This window comes from Streptomyces sp. NPDC047042, assembly GCF_040644035.1.
In the GTDB taxonomy this organism is placed as follows: Bacteria; Actinomycetota; Actinomycetes; order Streptomycetales; family Streptomycetaceae; genus Streptomyces.
The window spans coordinates 1-13914 of sequence record NZ_JBEYVP010000018.1 but is presented as its reverse complement, the minus strand read 5'-3'; the positions used below and the strand labels follow the sequence as shown (position 1 = coordinate 13914).

Here is a 13914-nt window from a genome sequence, read left to right as displayed (position 1 = left end):
GCAGGGTTCAGCCGGTGTGGTCGGCCCTCGCGGCCGCGCATTCAGCTGTGGCGGACAGCGGCCAGCGCCGGTCACCATGCCGAGGTCGGCCTTGGGGCCAACCCGTCATCCGGTCCGTCGCGTCCCGCTTCCGCTCGCGCGACGCGACTTCACGAGCCTGCGGCTCCGCAGCATCCCCCCGCCCTGAAGACCCGGCGACGGGCGACTTGCCACGCGGAAACCGATCGGTGTACGGTACTGAAAACCGAACGGTTTCCATCGATCTGGGAATCCGATGCCAGCGCGCCCGTCCTCATGGGGGGGCCGCGTCCGTACACGACCTCTGGAGTCAACGACGATGTCTTCTCACGCCACCTCCACCATCTTCGTCATCGGCGGTACGGGGGCCCAAGGAATGCCCATCGTCCGCGCTCTTGTCGCCGACAAGAAGTACTCCGTGCGTGTACTCACCCGGAATGTGAACTCCCCCCGGGCCCAGGCTCTCCTCGCGCTCGGCAATGTCGAACTCGTCGAAGGCTCGTTCGCCGACGAGGACGTACTGCGTGAAGGATTCCGTAGCTGCGACGGGGCGTTTGTCAATATCGACGGATTCAACACCGGTGAGAAGACCGAGACCTACTGGGCCTTCCGCAGCTATGAGCTCGCGATCGAGGAGGGAGTCAAGTTCTTCGTCTACGGAAACCTCGACTACGCCCTCAAGAAGGGGGGCTACGACTCCAGGTTCCGTACCGGCCACTATGACGGCAAGGGCCGCATGGCCGAGTGGGTGCTGTTCCAGAACGAGAAGAACAGGGACCGGATGGGAGCGGCGGTCTTCACGTCGGGGCCCTACATCGAGATGGTGATCTCACCGCTGACGCCCATGACGCCCAGCGTCGAGGACGGTGTCGTCACCTGGCGTGTCCCGCTCGGCGACGGAGCTGTTCCGCACGTGGCTCTCGAGGACTGCGGATTCTATGTCCGCTGGCTCTTCGACAATCCGGAGCGGGCCAACGGCATGGACCTGGAAGTCGCCATCGAGCACATGACCTATGCCGATATGGCTGCGGCGTTCGAGAAGGTCACCGGCCATCCGGCGCGGTACATCGACACGGATCTGGAAACGTACTGGGACCACCCGGACCTCAAGGGGATCGCCGATGACCCGGCCGGATACAACGCCGACCCCAACGACAAAAGCACCATGAGCTTCCGCGACAATTTCACGGGGTTCTGGAACGTGTGGAAGCACGGAATCATCACCAGGGACTATGCCCTGCTCGACGAGATCCACCCCAACAGGATCCGCAGCGCCGAGGAATGGTTCCGCCAGGAGGACCAGGCCGGAAGGGAATCCGGCAAGGGAAGCCTCTGGGAAAGGGTCCAGTCGGAGAACTGGACCATGGAATCCGCGGTCCTCAAGAGCAGCGCGGATTTCCGGACGGGCACGCTGTAGGCGGACAGAGGGCATGACGTAAGGACGTAAGAGCGACACGGTCGGCCGGCGATGACACCGGCAACGCGGACGGGGGCGAACGGGCGGACGAGGTGTCCGCCCCGGATGTGATCGACCGCAACCCCGCTTCCGACGCAGTCTCGGGTGTCGATGATTTCCTCCGCGGCACTCCCGCACGCCGACGGGGGTTTGCGATGGCCGAGCCGGATGTCCCGGCTCGGCCATCGCTCGCGTTGTGCGCGGTTTTCCACCGCCCCCATCCGACGACGAGCCCTCGGCGAGGAGCGGCTACGTAGTCTCCCGCTGGACAAGGGCGAGGATCTCGCCCGCACTCGGCCGGTCCGGCGTCGCCGGGGCCGGAGCGCCGACCGTCGCGAGGACGCGGGCGGTGAGGTTACGGGCCGCGGTGGTGAGGTCCATCCCGATGGTGGTGAGGGCCGGTACGGCGAGCGAGCTGACGGGGAGGTCGTCGACGCCGATGAGTGCCAGGTCGTCGGGGATGTCGATGTGCTGGGTGCGGCAGCTCGCCAGGACGGCGAGGGCGATCAGGTCGTTGAAGGCGGCGACCGCTGTGACCGGGGTGGCGGCCTGTGTCCACTCCGCGACGGCGTCCCGGGCGCTGGCCCGCGAGTAGCGCATGGTGACCACATGCGGTGCGGGCAGGCCCAGTTCGGCGCAGGCCTGGGTGGCTCCTTCCAGGCGGGGCAGGCAGAAGGGGCGTTCTCTGGGGTCGTCGAGCGCGGCGTAGCCGATGTGCCGGTGACCGCGGCCCGCGAGGTGCTCGATCTGCAGGCGTCCGATGTCTTCCTGGTTCAGCCCGGTCAGTCCGCTGCCGTCCGGGGTGAACACGCCGTCGATCAGGGGGATTTCGGCCTGCCGCAGTGACTGTGCGTCGGTGGGCGGCAGGCTGCCGAACGCGACGACCACGGCCGGCTGGACGTGCTGCCACAGCTCGGACAGGGGTGTGGTCGTGCCGGCGTGGTGCAGGTAGACGCAGGTGTATCCGGCTTCGCCCAGCGAGCGTCCGAGGGCCAGTTTGAACTGCTCCATGGCCTCGGCGACGGGGAGGTCCGGGACCACGCAGAACACGACGTTGGTGCGGCCCTTGCGCAACGCACGGCCGGCGCCCGACGGTACGTAGCCGAGGCGCTTCGCCGTCTCCAGCACACGGCGGCGGGTCTCGGCGGAGAGGCCGTGCTCGTCCTTGCCGTTCAGTACGAAACTCACGGTGGTCTGGGAGACACCGGCCTCTCGTGCCACGTCCTTGCTGGTGACCCTCGGCAATGTCCCTCCCGAACTCTTGCCACGCCTGCACGCACAGGCTACGGTACGGCGATCAGCGACCTAATACGTATTAGATGATGTCAGGTCGCCGCACTGGTAGCCCGCAGTGGCCCCGTCGGGGGACGCCCCGCACCCGTTTTGCCCGAGCCGCCCACCCCAGCCGATCACCGCTTCCCCGAGCGCCCACGGGGTGGATGCACACGAAGAGAGATCTGTCATGGACGACACGATCCCCGTTACGACCGATACGACACCCGGCAGCGTTTCCGCCCCCACCGATCCGGTCCGCCTGGCCCGTCTGCTCACCTTCGTCTTCCCGGCGACCACCGCGATGTACGCCCTCTTCAACGGCATCGGGGTGATCCTGCTTCCCGCGCAGGTCGCCCAGCTCGCGCCGGACCACAAGGTCGGGGAACTGGCGCTGCTGACGACGCTGGGCGCGGTGGCCTCGATGATCGCCCTGCCCGCCGGCGGAGCGCTGTCGGACCGCACGCGGTCCCGGTTCGGGAGACGCACCCCCTGGCTGCTGGCCATGGCCGGCGTGTCAGCGCTGCTGACCGTCGCCATGGGCCTGAGCACCGGACTGACGGCCCTCGCCATCCTGGTCCCGATCCTCTGGTTCACCGCGAACTTCTACGGCGGGGCGATCTCGGCGATCCTGCCCGACCGGGTGCCCGTGGCCCGGCGCGGCATCGCCTCCGCGGTCATCGGACTCGGCACACCCATTGGCATCCTCCTCGGCGTCAATCTGGCCAGCCGGGTCAGCCAGCTCTGGGCGTACACCGTGCTCGCGCTGGTGCTGCTCGTGACGACGCTCGCACTCGTGGCAGGCGCGCGCGAGCCGTCCTCGCTCCACCTGGTGACGGAACGGAAGAAGGACCGGGGCAGCACGACCGCGGCTGTCCGGGCGTTCTTCCGCGCGTTCGCCCACCGTGACTTCGCCCTGGCCTTCGCCAGCCGGTTCGGCCTGTTCCTGGCCTACTTCACCGTCTCCGGCTACCTCTTCTTCGCCGTGCAGGACTATGTCGGGGCCAAGAACGTCCCCGGCGGCAACGTCGCCCTCGCGGTCAGCACGCTGTCGACCGTGTCGTTCGGCACCTGGATCGCCGTCGCGACACTCTGCGGCTGGCTCGCCGACAAGCTCGACCGGCGCAAGCTGTTCATCGCGATCAGCGCCATCGGCCTGGGCCTGTCCCAGGTCATACCGATCGTCAGCCACAGCTGGGGCGCGATGCTCGCGTACTCCGCGGTCTCGGGCGCCTCACTGGGCACGTACTTCGCGGTCGACCTCGCCGTCATGTCGCTGGTCCTGCCCGACAAGGAGAGCGAGGGGCGGGACTTCGCGATCCTCAACGTCGCCACCGGCCTGCCCCAGCTCGCGGCTCCGGCCATCGCCGGCTCACTCATCGGGCTCGGCGGCTATGGCTCGCTGTTCCTCGTCAGCGGCGCGTCCGCCCTGGTCGCCGGTGCCCTGGCCATGTGCATCCGCTCGATCCGATAACCGCAAGGACCCCCCATGACCACGATCACCACACCCACCGGGGTATCGCTCAACTACGACACCTTCGGCGATCCCGGCGCCCCTCCGCTGCTGCTGATCCAGGGCCTCGGAGCCCACATGCTGGGCTGGCGCGCCGATTTCTGCAGGCAACTCGCCGACGCGGGCTTCCACGTCCTGCGCTTCGACAACCGGGACGTCGGCCTGTCGCAGAAGTTCCAGCAGGGCGGCTACACCCTGGCCGACATGGCCGACGACACCGCGGGCCTCCTCACCGCGCTCGACATTCCCGCAGCGCACGTCGTCGGCCAGTCGATGGGCGGCATGGTCGCCCAGGAGCTCGCCCTCAACCACCCCACGCGCGTGCTCACCCTCGCCCTCATCTACACGGCGCCCAGCGCGGACTTCATCGCCGGACGCGACCTGGTCGAGGAGCGGACGCAATGGCCCCGGGCCCGCGACCGCGACGAGGCGATCGCGCTGTACCTGGACAACGAAGCGGTGTGCGCCTCACCCGGATACGCCCAGGACACCGCCTGGCTGCGCGAGCTGGGCGGCCAGATGTACGACCGGGACTACGACCCCGACGGCATCCTGCGCCAGATGGAGGCGCTCGACAACTCTCCCGACCGCGCCCCTCGCCTGCACGCGGTCACCGTCCCCACCACGCTCCTGCACGGCGACGGCGACCGCCTGATCGGCCCCGAAGGGTCCAAGGCCATCCACGAACTGATCACGGACTCGACGCTGACCATCTACCCCGCCATGGGCCATGAGCTTCCCCGCCCGCTCTGGCCTCGGATCATCACCCAGATCCAGGAAAACACCGCACGAGGGAGTGCCTGACATGACAGCGGTACAGGTGGAAGGCCAGGTGGCCGACGGCTTCGAGCCCGTCGCGGACGCCTTCGCCGACAACTTCCGGCAGCGCGGCGACACGGCCGCCTCCTGTGTGGTGTACGCCCAGGGGGCGCCGGTGGTGGACATCTGGGCCGGGCGGACTGCCCGGGGCGCCTGGACGCCCGAGGCCCGCACCGTCGTGTTCTCCGTCAGCAAGGGCGTGACGACCGTCTGTCTCCTGATGGCCGCCGAGCGCGGACTGATCGACCTCGAGGCCCCGGTGGCGAAGTACTGGCCGGAGTTCGCCGAGAACGGCAAGGAGGCGACGACCGTACGGCAACTCCTCGCGCACCGGGCCGGTCTGCCGGCGCCCGAGGAGGATCTGACGTGGGAGGACCTGCGCGCCTGGCAGCCGGTGGCGGACGCGCTGGCCCGGCAGGCACCGGCCTGGCCCCCCGGGACGGCGTACGCCTACCACGCCCTCACCTTCGGCTGGCTGGCCGGCGAGGTGCTGCGCCGGGCCACGGGACTGCGTCCCGGCCAGTGGCTGAGCGAGCACGTGGCCGATCCCCTGAACCTGACGATGACGTACGGCGCCGACCCCGCGTCCGCCGATCTCCACCCCCTGGCGGACCCGCTGCCCGGCACCGACCCCGAGGCCGCCGCGATGATGGCCGCCGCTTTCGCCGAACCGCTGATCGAACGCTCCATCAGCCTGGGCGGGGTCATCGACGCCGCCCGGATCATCCAGGCCGCCAACGAAGAACCGTGGCTGTCGGTGGAGATGCCGGCGGGCAATCTCGTGACCAACGCCCGCAGCCTGGCACGGCTGTACGCGGCCACGGTCGGCGAGGTCGACGGCGTCCGGTTGCTGGGCCCGGACGTCGTCCGCGATGCCCGCATCGCGCGTTCCGAGGGCTGCCCCTTCGTGGGCCCCGACGTGAACAGCGGCTGGGGCACCGGCTTCATGACCAGCTCCGGCCACCGGCCGATGGTCGGCCCCGGCAGCTTCGGCCACGACGGCCTCGGCGGCTGCCTCGGCTTCGCACACCTGGAGTCCGAGGTCGCCTTCGCCTACCAGACCGCACAGCCCGGCGGTCTCCCCGACGACCGGGCCAACGCGCTCAGCCACGCGCTGCGTGCTTGCCTGTGAAGGCCGGCTCCGCCCCCTCTCGCCAGCACCAGCCCACCGAAGACCGGAAAACCAGGCCATGACAACGACACTTCCACGACCCACAGCTCCGACACCCCCGAGCCCGGCCGCTCGCGCCGCCGACCGGTTCCTGACCCGCCTGATGCGGTTGCCGGGGACGCGGTACGGCTACCGGGTCGAGCGGAACCTGCCGGCTCCGGCCCGCGACGGCGCCGTCCTGATGACGGACCACTACGCGCCTGCCACCGACCGGCCCAAGGGCACCGTCCTCGTGCGCACACCGTACGGGCGCGGGTTTCCCGGCACTCTGGAGGCGAGGGTCTACGCGGACCACGGGTATCACGTCGTACTGCAGAGCTGCCGCGGCACGTTCGGCTCCACCGGGGACTTCTACCCGATGGCGAACGAGGCCGACGACGCCCAGGACGCCGTGGCCTGGCTGCGCACCCAGCCTTGGTTCGACGGGCGGCTCGCGACCTCCGGCGGTTCCTATGTGGGCTGGACCCAGTGGGCGCTGCTGATGGACCCGCCCGCCGAACTGCGTACCTCCCTGATCGCGGTAGCCCCGCACGACATGCACGACGCCGCCCACGGAAGCGGAGCGTTCCGGCTGGGTGACTTCCTGTCCTTCGCGGAGATGGTGGTCAACCAGGAGCGATTCACCGGACTGCGGGCCATGGCCCGGATGCTGACGCTCAACCGGCGGCTGGCCCCGGTCTTCGGCGCCCTCCCGCTGGCCGACGCGGCCGACGAGGCGACCGGCCACCGAGCGCCGTGGTTCCGGGAATGGCTGACCACTCCGGAGCGCGACGACGCCGTATGGGACCGGCTCAAGCTCGGTGACGCCCTTGAGCGGGCGAACGTCCCGGTGCGGCTCACCGCCTGCTGGCAGGACCTTTTCCTCGACCAGACCCTGCAGCAGTACGAGTCGCTGCGTACCCGTGGGGTCGACGTATCGCTCACCGTTGGCCCGGGGACCCATCAAGAACAGGGCCAGAAGGGCATGGGGCGTCTGCTCCGCGGCAATCTCGCATGGCTGGAGACGCACCTCGCCGAGGAAGCGCCGGCGCAGGCTCGGGCCGCTCTGCCGGTCGAGGTGTATGTCACCGGGCAGGGTGCCTGGCGACACCTTGCCGAGTGGCCGCCGGTGGGCGGTGAAACCGTGCGCTACCTGCAACCGGACGGCAGGCTCCTGGCCGACGAGCCGACCAGCGGCACGCCCTCCACGTACGTGTACGACCCGGCGAACCCCACCCCCACCCTCGGCGGCCCCCTGCTCACCCTCGACGGCGGAAGCAAGGACAACGCGAAACTGGAGAACCGCCCCGACGTCCTCACCTTCACCACCGACCCCCTGACCACCCCGCTGGAGATCATGGGAACACCGGTCGTCGATCTGGCCCACAGCAGGAACAACCCGCACGCCGACGTCTTCGTACGCCTCTGCGACGTCGACCCCAAGGGCGTCTCCCGCAACTTCGCCGAAGGACTCCTCCGCCTCGACCCCACCTCACCCCTCGACCAGGTCCAGACCGTACGCGTACGCCTGGACGCCTGCGCACACCAGGTCAAGGCCGGACACCGCATCCGCCTGCTCATAGCCGGCGGCTCCCACCCCCGGTACACACGCAACGAGGGCACCGGCGCGACGCCGCCCGGCACCGGAACCGAACTGCGACCGTGCACGCACACCGTCCACCACGCCCCCGGCGCGATCTCCCGCGTGGTGCTGCCGACACCGTCCGAGTGAGGAACTTGCGAGTTGGAAACCGATCGGTTTACGATGTTGGAGACCGATCGGTTTTCGTCGTGGAGGCGGCCATGAGTGCAAGCTCGCAGGAGAAGAAGTTCTACGCCCTGAACATGTTCGACGTGGTCGACGTGGAGAAGTACCTCGCGTATTTCAGTCGGCTGCCCGAAGTGGCCCCGCAATACGGTGGGCGCATGGTGGCGTTCGGCCGCTTCCGGGACAACGTGGCCGGTGACCTCACGCCACGGCAGGTGCTGTTTGTCGTCGAATGGGACTCCGAAGAGGCGTTCAACAGCTTCCGGGACGACCCGGAGCTGGCCGATCTGCATCCGCTGAGGGAGGACGGGACGGCGTCCTATGTCTGGCAGACCTTCGACGGTGCCGACATGAGTGATCCCACCACCGTTTCCATCGACGACGTACTGGCGGTGCTCAAGCCGTAGGGCGAGGGAGGCTAGGGCGCGGTCTGGCCCGAGCTGAGCCCGTCCAGCAGAAGGTCGCCGAGTTCGGAGAAGGCGTCGCCTGCGGTCAGTCCGGTGCTCTCCAGGAGGGCCCCGGACTGGACCGCGTCGATGGTGACCGCCACGACCTGGGCGGCGAATTGCCCGTTGAGGGCACGGAAGACGCCGGCCCGCACGCCCTCCTCGATCAGCTGGTGCACCCGGTGCGCGGCGGCGGCGGAGTTCTTGCGGTAGATCTGTGCCGTCGGTTCGTAGCCGACCATGTCGTCGTAGAAGGCATTGGAGTGGCGGCGCATGGCCGTGCCGACGCCGGTGAGGTAGACCCGGATGCGCTGCCGGGGGTCGGGCTCGGCCTGGACGGCCTGCTCGATCTCGGCAGTCGCATCCCGGAAGAAGGCGCGCGTGACGGCCAGTACCAACTGTTCCTTCGTGGAGGCCAGGCTGTACAGCGTCGCCTTCGAGCAGCCCAGTCGCTGGGTGAGCTCGTCCATGGTCACCCCGGTGAAGCCGTCGGCCAGGATGATCGCCTCGGCCTGACGCAGGAGTTCGTCCCGGCGACGGGTGTCGACCACCCGCTTGCGTGGGGTTCGGCGCGGGCGTCGGTCGCGCGAGTCAGTTGGGGCCGTCACCGCAGCAGTCTCCCATGGTGTCGCCACCGGTAACGGCGGGCGGTCAGAGATCGATACCGGCCAGCCACTGGCCGGTCGTCCGCGGTGTCACCCCTATGCGCTTCTGGGCGGAGCGCTCGGCGGTGATCGAGTGGTCGGGCTGTGTGCCGACGGCTCGGTACATGTTCACGATGTCGGCCGTGGCCTGCTCGCCGAGTATGGGGGCGAGCGGTGCGAAGAAGGCGTGGGGGTCGGCCGCCTCGTACACCACGGTCCGCCCGAGCCGGGTGCTGAACGCCTCGGCCAGTTGCTCTCCGCTTACCCCCGGGTACTGGCCGACGGAGACCACGCCGGTGATGTCCGTGCGCTCGAACAGCGCGGTCGCGGCGTCGGCGATGTCCAGGTGCGAGGCCCACGAGGCGGGGAAGCCGCTGGGCAGCGAGTAGCGCAGTACGCCCTCCTCCTGGACGCCCGCGATCACGTGTGGCAGGAGGAGGTTCTCCAGGTAGAACCGGGGCTCGATCACGGCGTGGGAGACACCGCTGTCCGCCAGTCCGGCGGCGAGCACCGAGGTGGCGGTCCCGTCCGAGCCGTCGCCGTCGGGGTGGACGATGGCGCCGCTGGTGGAGAACACCACGCGGGCGGGCCGGGCCTCGCGGACGGCGGCCACGACGTTGCGCGCGAAGGTCAGGCGGTCCTCCTCCGGAGCCACCGGCAGATGGACGAACACCCCCTCGGCGCCACGGTAGGCCTCCGTCAGGTCCGTGGTGGAGGAGTAGTCGACGGCCAGTACGCGGGCACCGTCCACGACAGCGCCCGCGTCGCGGGTCAGGGCGGTCACGGGCTTGCCCGCAGCGGTGAGGGAGGCGACGACAGGGGCACCCTGGGCGCCGGTGGCGCCGTGAATCATGTAGGTCATGGAGCCATTAGTGCATGCACTGCACCGGTTACATCAACTGCACTAATGGGCTAGCATCAGAAAATGTCCGCTGAATCCAGCCTGCCCGAGTGCGGCGTCGCCCGGTTCATCACCCTGCTCGACGGGCCGTGGGCCACCCTCATCGTGCGCGAACTCCTGCGCGGACCCCACCGCTTCACCGAGTTGCGCGATGCGCTGCCGGGCATCAGCCCGCACACCCTGACCAGCAGGCTGCGCCAGTTCGAGAGGCACGGCATCGTCGTCCGCACCGCCTATGCGGAGATCCCGCCGCGGGTCGAGTACCGGCTCACCCCTCTCGGCGAGGGGCTGCGCGCCGTCCTCGACACCATGGCGGCCTGGGCCGTGACAGTTCCGGACGGCGAGCCCACCGTCATCGCCTGACCGTCGAAGCGGCCTCACCGGGCGGTCTTATCAGGCGGTCTTACAGGGCGGCCCTACCAGGCGGTCTTACCGGATCGACGAGCCGATGGAGATGCCGCCGTCCACGTCGAGGACGACGCCGGTGATGTAGCCGGCAGCCTCGCTGGCGAGGAAGGCCGCGGCTTCGGCGATGTCCTCGGGGCGACCGGTGTGGCGCATGGGGACCTTCGCGGTGAGCTTGTCGCGTGCGGGACCGTTCATCGAGGCGAGCATGGGGGTTTCGATGAGGCCGGGGGCGATGGCGTTGGCGGTGATGCCGTGGCGGGCGCCCTCGAGCGCGAGGGTGCGGGTCATGCCGACGATGCCCGCCTTGGCGGCCACGTAGTTGGTCTGGCCGAAGTTCCCGCGCCAGGACATGGAGGAGAAGCTGACGATACGGCCGTAGCCCTGCCGTTTCATCGGGCCGAACGCGGCGCGGGCGCAGTGGAATCCGCCGGTGAGGCTGACGCCGACGACGGCGTGCCAGTCGTCGTCGGTGATGTCCTCGACGCGGTTGTCGCGGATGATGCCGGCGTTGTTGACCAGCACGTCGAGGCGGCCGAGGTCGGTGGTGACGCCGTCGATCCAGGCGTTGACCCGGGCCGAGTCGGTCACGTCCACCACGTCGGTGCGGTGTTTCGCGTCGTGGGCGCCGGTGAGGGTCCCGGCGGCCTGGGTGAGGGCCTGTTCGTTGACGTCGGCCAGGGCGACGGTGGCGCCCTCGGCGGCGAACCGGGTCGCCATGGCGAGGCCGAGGCCCTGTGCGGCGCCGGTGATGGCGACGACGCGTCCCTGATAGCGATTCACTGCTTGTCCGCCTTCGTGGTGGGGGGAGTGAGGAAGTCCCGCAGGGCGTCGGCCACCGCACTGGCCGACCAGTTGTCGGCGAAGGTGGCCAGTTCCTCGCGCAGGGCCTGCTCGGGGGGCATGCCGTCGATCCGGTGCAGCAGCGACTTGAGGTGTTGCTGGGCCGGGCTGCCGCGGTCGGCCAGTTGCCGGCAGACGCGGGTCGCGGTGGCCTCGAGGTCGGCCTCGGGCACGATCGCGTGGATCCAGCCGGTGTCGGCGAAAGCGGGCGCGGGCAGCAGTTCGCCGGTGAGCAGGAGCCAGCGGGACAGGCCAAGGCCGACCGCGTCGGGCAGTCGGACGCTCGACCCGCCGGCCGGTACCAGGCGCCGCTGGAGGTGGCCGTCGCCGATGAGCGTGCTGTCGGCGGCGACCACGACATCGCAGGCCAGGGCGAGTTCGAGGCCCCCGGCGACGGCGTGACCGTGCAGGACGGCGACCCAGGGTTTCGGGCTGGCCGCGATACGGCTGAAGCACGCCGACACGTCGGTCAGGAAGCCGACCGGGTTGTGGCCCGCCTCGTGCAGCTGAAGGAACTGGTGGAAGTCACCGCCGGCGCAGAAGCTCGGTCCCACGCCCGCCACCGCGACGACCGCTGTGCCGGGGTCGGCCTCGGCGCTGGTGATCTGCTTGTCCAGGGCTTCGACGAGGGCGATGTCGAGGGCGTTGCGCCGCTCGGGGCGGTTGAGCAGGAGCCATCGGACGGGGCCGCGTTGCTCGACGAGGAGAGGTTCGGTCACGGCAGGGTCGGGGAGGGGAGGTTCGGTAGGGAGGGGCTCGGTGTGGATGGGTTCGGTGTGGATGGGGTCGGGGCGGGGAGGGTCGGTGAGGAGAGGTTCCGTGCCGGTCAACGTGACTCCGGGGTGGTGGCGAGTTCGGTGCGGCGGCGGTCGCGCAGCAGGTAGCGCTGTGTTTTGCCGCTGGGGGTCTTCGGCAGGGCGTCGATGAAGTGGATCGAGCGCGGGTAGGCGTGCGCGGCGTAGCGGGTCTTGACCAACTGCTGGAGCTCTGCGGCCAGTTCCGGTGACCCGGCACCACCGTCACCGCCGTCGCGCAGGACGACGTACGCCTCGATGACCTCGCCGCGGACCTCGTCGGGTGCGCCGATGACCGTGCACTCGGCGACAGCGGGATGCTGGGCGAGGACGCTCTCGATCTCGAACGGGCCGATCCGGTAGCCGGCCATGATGATGACGTCGTCGTCGCGGGAGGAGAAGAAGAAGTCGCCGTCCGCGTCGACCCGTCCCGCGTCGCCCAAGAGGTACCAGCGGCCGTCCGGGGTGAACTTGGAGCCGCTCTGCCCGGCGATCTGGTAGTCGCGGAACGTCATCAGAGCGCTTCCGGCGACGTCGATCGCGACCCGGCCGAGCACGCCCGGTCCGGCGGGCTCGTCCTTGTCGTCGGCCAGGACGGTCAGGCTCCAGCCGGGCACCGGCCGGCCCATCGATCCGGTCTTGAGGGGACGGGCGAGTTCGGGGTGGTGGTGGTTGGCCAGGGGCATGCCGACCTCGGTCTGGCCGAAGTGGTCGTGCACGGCCAGGCCGAGCGCGGTGCCGGCCCATTCGTTGACCTCGGGGGTCAGGGGTTCGCCCGCGCTTGAGGCCCGTTCCAGGCGCAGCCCCTGCGGTACCGGTACCGACGAGGAGCGCAGTCCCCGGTACACGGTGGGGGCGGCGGCGAAGTCGGTGACCCGCTGGTCGAGGAGGGTGCGCCAGGTCGTCTCGGCGGAGAAGCCGCCGCTCAGCAGCAGACTGGGGATGCCGGCGGCCAGGGGAGCGACGATCGCGGAGTACAGGCCGTAGGCCCAGCCGGGGTCGGCTGCACACCAGTAGCTGCTGTCCGGGGTGACGCCGAGACCGTACTCCAAATAGATCTGCCAGCCCGCGATGTAGGAGACGGGGTGGATGACGCCCTTGGGCTTGCCGGTGGTGCCGGAGGTGAACATGTGCACCAGCGGGCCGTCCCCGCTCGTGATGACGGTCGGAACAGGCTCCGGTGATGCGGCGGCGACGAGGTCGGTCAGCGACGTGTCCTCGCCGGACGCGGCCGTCCCGGTGACGACGACGCGGCGCCGGGGGTCGTCGGGCATGTCCGGGCCCGGGTCGAGTTTGTGGCGCTGGTCGGGGTCGACGACCACGACATGCGCACCCGCGCCCTCCAGGCGCAGGGCGATGGCCTGGGGTGCGAACGCGGTGAACAGCGGGACGTAGACCGCGCCGAGCCGCCAGATCGCCAGGATGACGGTGACCAGGTCGGTGCCCTTGCCCATCAGGGTCGCCACCCGGTCGCCCGGACCGACCCCGAGCCCCCGCAACGCCCGCGCGCAGCGGTGCGAGTTCGCGGCCAGCTCGCCGTAGGTCAATGTCGAAGCCGTGCCGGAGCCGGCGACGACGGTGAACGCGACGCGGTCGGAGGGATGCCGGTCGCACAGCAGCCCGGCCACGTCGAGGGAAGGAGCCGCGAAGGTCCCGGTCAGGTCGGCGACCCGGTCGGCGGCGCTCACGACTGGTCCTTGCGGTCGATGATCGGCAGGACCAGACGGCTGGGGTGGTCCGGGCCGTGGTGGATGTGGTTGATCGCGGGGACCATCTGCTCCTCGCCCTCCCGGGCGATGACGCCGCCGGTGTTCGTGTTGCGGTCGTAGCGGGGGAAGTTGCTGCTGGAGATGTCCACGCGGATGCGGTGACCGGGGAGGAACAC

Annotated in this window: 14 protein-coding genes; 7 read left to right on the top strand and 7 right to left on the bottom strand. The window is 69.8% G+C overall.

Annotated features, from left to right (window positions below; all coding sequences use genetic code 11):
- The first annotated feature begins 337 nt into the window (after positions 1-337).
- Positions 338-1435 carry an NmrA family NAD(P)-binding protein gene (locus ABZ855_RS21795; protein ID WP_360809172.1) on the top strand — a complete coding sequence of 366 codons (1098 nt, stop codon included), beginning with the start codon at positions 338-340 and terminating at the stop codon, positions 1433-1435.
- 288 nt (positions 1436-1723) lie between these two features.
- Here ABZ855_RS21795 and ABZ855_RS21790 read toward each other — a convergent pair whose 3' ends face one another.
- Complete coding sequence (locus tag ABZ855_RS21790) at positions 1724-2719, bottom strand: LacI family DNA-binding transcriptional regulator (RefSeq protein ID WP_360809170.1); 996 nt, start codon at positions 2717-2719, stop codon at positions 1724-1726.
- Between the two features lie 217 nt (positions 2720-2936).
- On the opposite strand from ABZ855_RS21790, the gene ABZ855_RS21785 reads away from it, so the two are divergent.
- The 5 genes from ABZ855_RS21785 to ABZ855_RS21765 all read left to right on the top strand — a co-directional run bounded on the left by ABZ855_RS21785 (position 2937) and on the right by ABZ855_RS21765 (position 8403).
- Positions 2937-4220, top strand: coding sequence for an MFS transporter (locus ABZ855_RS21785; RefSeq protein ID WP_360809168.1), 1284 nt, complete (start codon positions 2937-2939; stop codon positions 4218-4220).
- A gap of 15 nt (positions 4221-4235) precedes the next feature.
- On the top strand, positions 4236-5063 hold the full coding sequence (locus ABZ855_RS21780) for an alpha/beta hydrolase (RefSeq protein ID WP_360809166.1): 828 nt from the start codon (positions 4236-4238) through the stop codon (positions 5061-5063).
- 1 nt (position 5064) lies between these two features.
- A complete protein-coding gene (locus ABZ855_RS21775; RefSeq protein ID WP_360809164.1) occupies positions 5065-6210 on the top strand; it encodes a serine hydrolase domain-containing protein in 1146 nt (381 codons plus the stop codon).
- 58 nt (positions 6211-6268) lie between these two features.
- Positions 6269-7960, top strand: coding sequence for a CocE/NonD family hydrolase (locus ABZ855_RS21770; RefSeq protein WP_360809162.1), 1692 nt, complete (start codon positions 6269-6271; stop codon positions 7958-7960).
- Between the two features lie 71 nt (positions 7961-8031).
- The gene (locus ABZ855_RS21765) at positions 8032-8403 is read left to right on the top strand and encodes a DUF1330 domain-containing protein (RefSeq protein WP_360809160.1); all 372 of its coding nucleotides are present in this window, start codon (positions 8032-8034) and stop codon (positions 8401-8403) included.
- A gap of 11 nt (positions 8404-8414) precedes the next feature.
- Here ABZ855_RS21765 and ABZ855_RS21760 read toward each other — a convergent pair whose 3' ends face one another.
- Together ABZ855_RS21760 and ABZ855_RS21755 are read right to left on the bottom strand one after the other, a co-directional pair.
- Positions 8415-9050, bottom strand: coding sequence for a TetR/AcrR family transcriptional regulator (locus ABZ855_RS21760; protein WP_360809158.1), 636 nt, complete (start codon positions 9048-9050; stop codon positions 8415-8417).
- Positions 9051-9093: 43 nt separating this feature from the next.
- A complete protein-coding gene (locus tag ABZ855_RS21755; protein ID WP_360809157.1) occupies positions 9094-9948 on the bottom strand; it encodes an NmrA family NAD(P)-binding protein in 855 nt (284 codons plus the stop codon).
- Between the two features lie 63 nt (positions 9949-10011).
- Between ABZ855_RS21755 and ABZ855_RS21750 the strand changes: the two genes are divergently transcribed.
- Complete coding sequence (locus tag ABZ855_RS21750; RefSeq protein WP_360809155.1) at positions 10012-10350, top strand: helix-turn-helix domain-containing protein; 339 nt, start codon at positions 10012-10014, stop codon at positions 10348-10350.
- A gap of 66 nt (positions 10351-10416) precedes the next feature.
- Here ABZ855_RS21750 and ABZ855_RS21745 read toward each other — a convergent pair whose 3' ends face one another.
- From ABZ855_RS21745 to ABZ855_RS21730, 4 genes are all read right to left on the bottom strand, one after another.
- Positions 10417-11175, bottom strand: coding sequence for an SDR family NAD(P)-dependent oxidoreductase (locus ABZ855_RS21745; protein ID WP_360809153.1), 759 nt, complete (start codon positions 11173-11175; stop codon positions 10417-10419).
- The gene (locus ABZ855_RS21740) at positions 11172-11954 is read right to left on the bottom strand and encodes an enoyl-CoA hydratase/isomerase family protein (RefSeq protein WP_360809151.1); all 783 of its coding nucleotides are present in this window, start codon (positions 11952-11954) and stop codon (positions 11172-11174) included. Before ABZ855_RS21740 ends, ABZ855_RS21745 begins: the two co-directional genes overlap by 4 nt.
- 107 nt (positions 11955-12061) lie before the next feature.
- On the bottom strand, positions 12062-13717 hold the full coding sequence (locus ABZ855_RS21735) for an AMP-binding protein (protein ID WP_360809149.1): 1656 nt from the start codon (positions 13715-13717) through the stop codon (positions 12062-12064).
- The coding region (locus ABZ855_RS21730; RefSeq protein ID WP_360809147.1) for a CocE/NonD family hydrolase C-terminal non-catalytic domain-containing protein at positions 13714-13914 on the bottom strand (201 nt) is incomplete at its 5' end. The genes ABZ855_RS21730 and ABZ855_RS21735, both read right to left, overlap by 4 nt.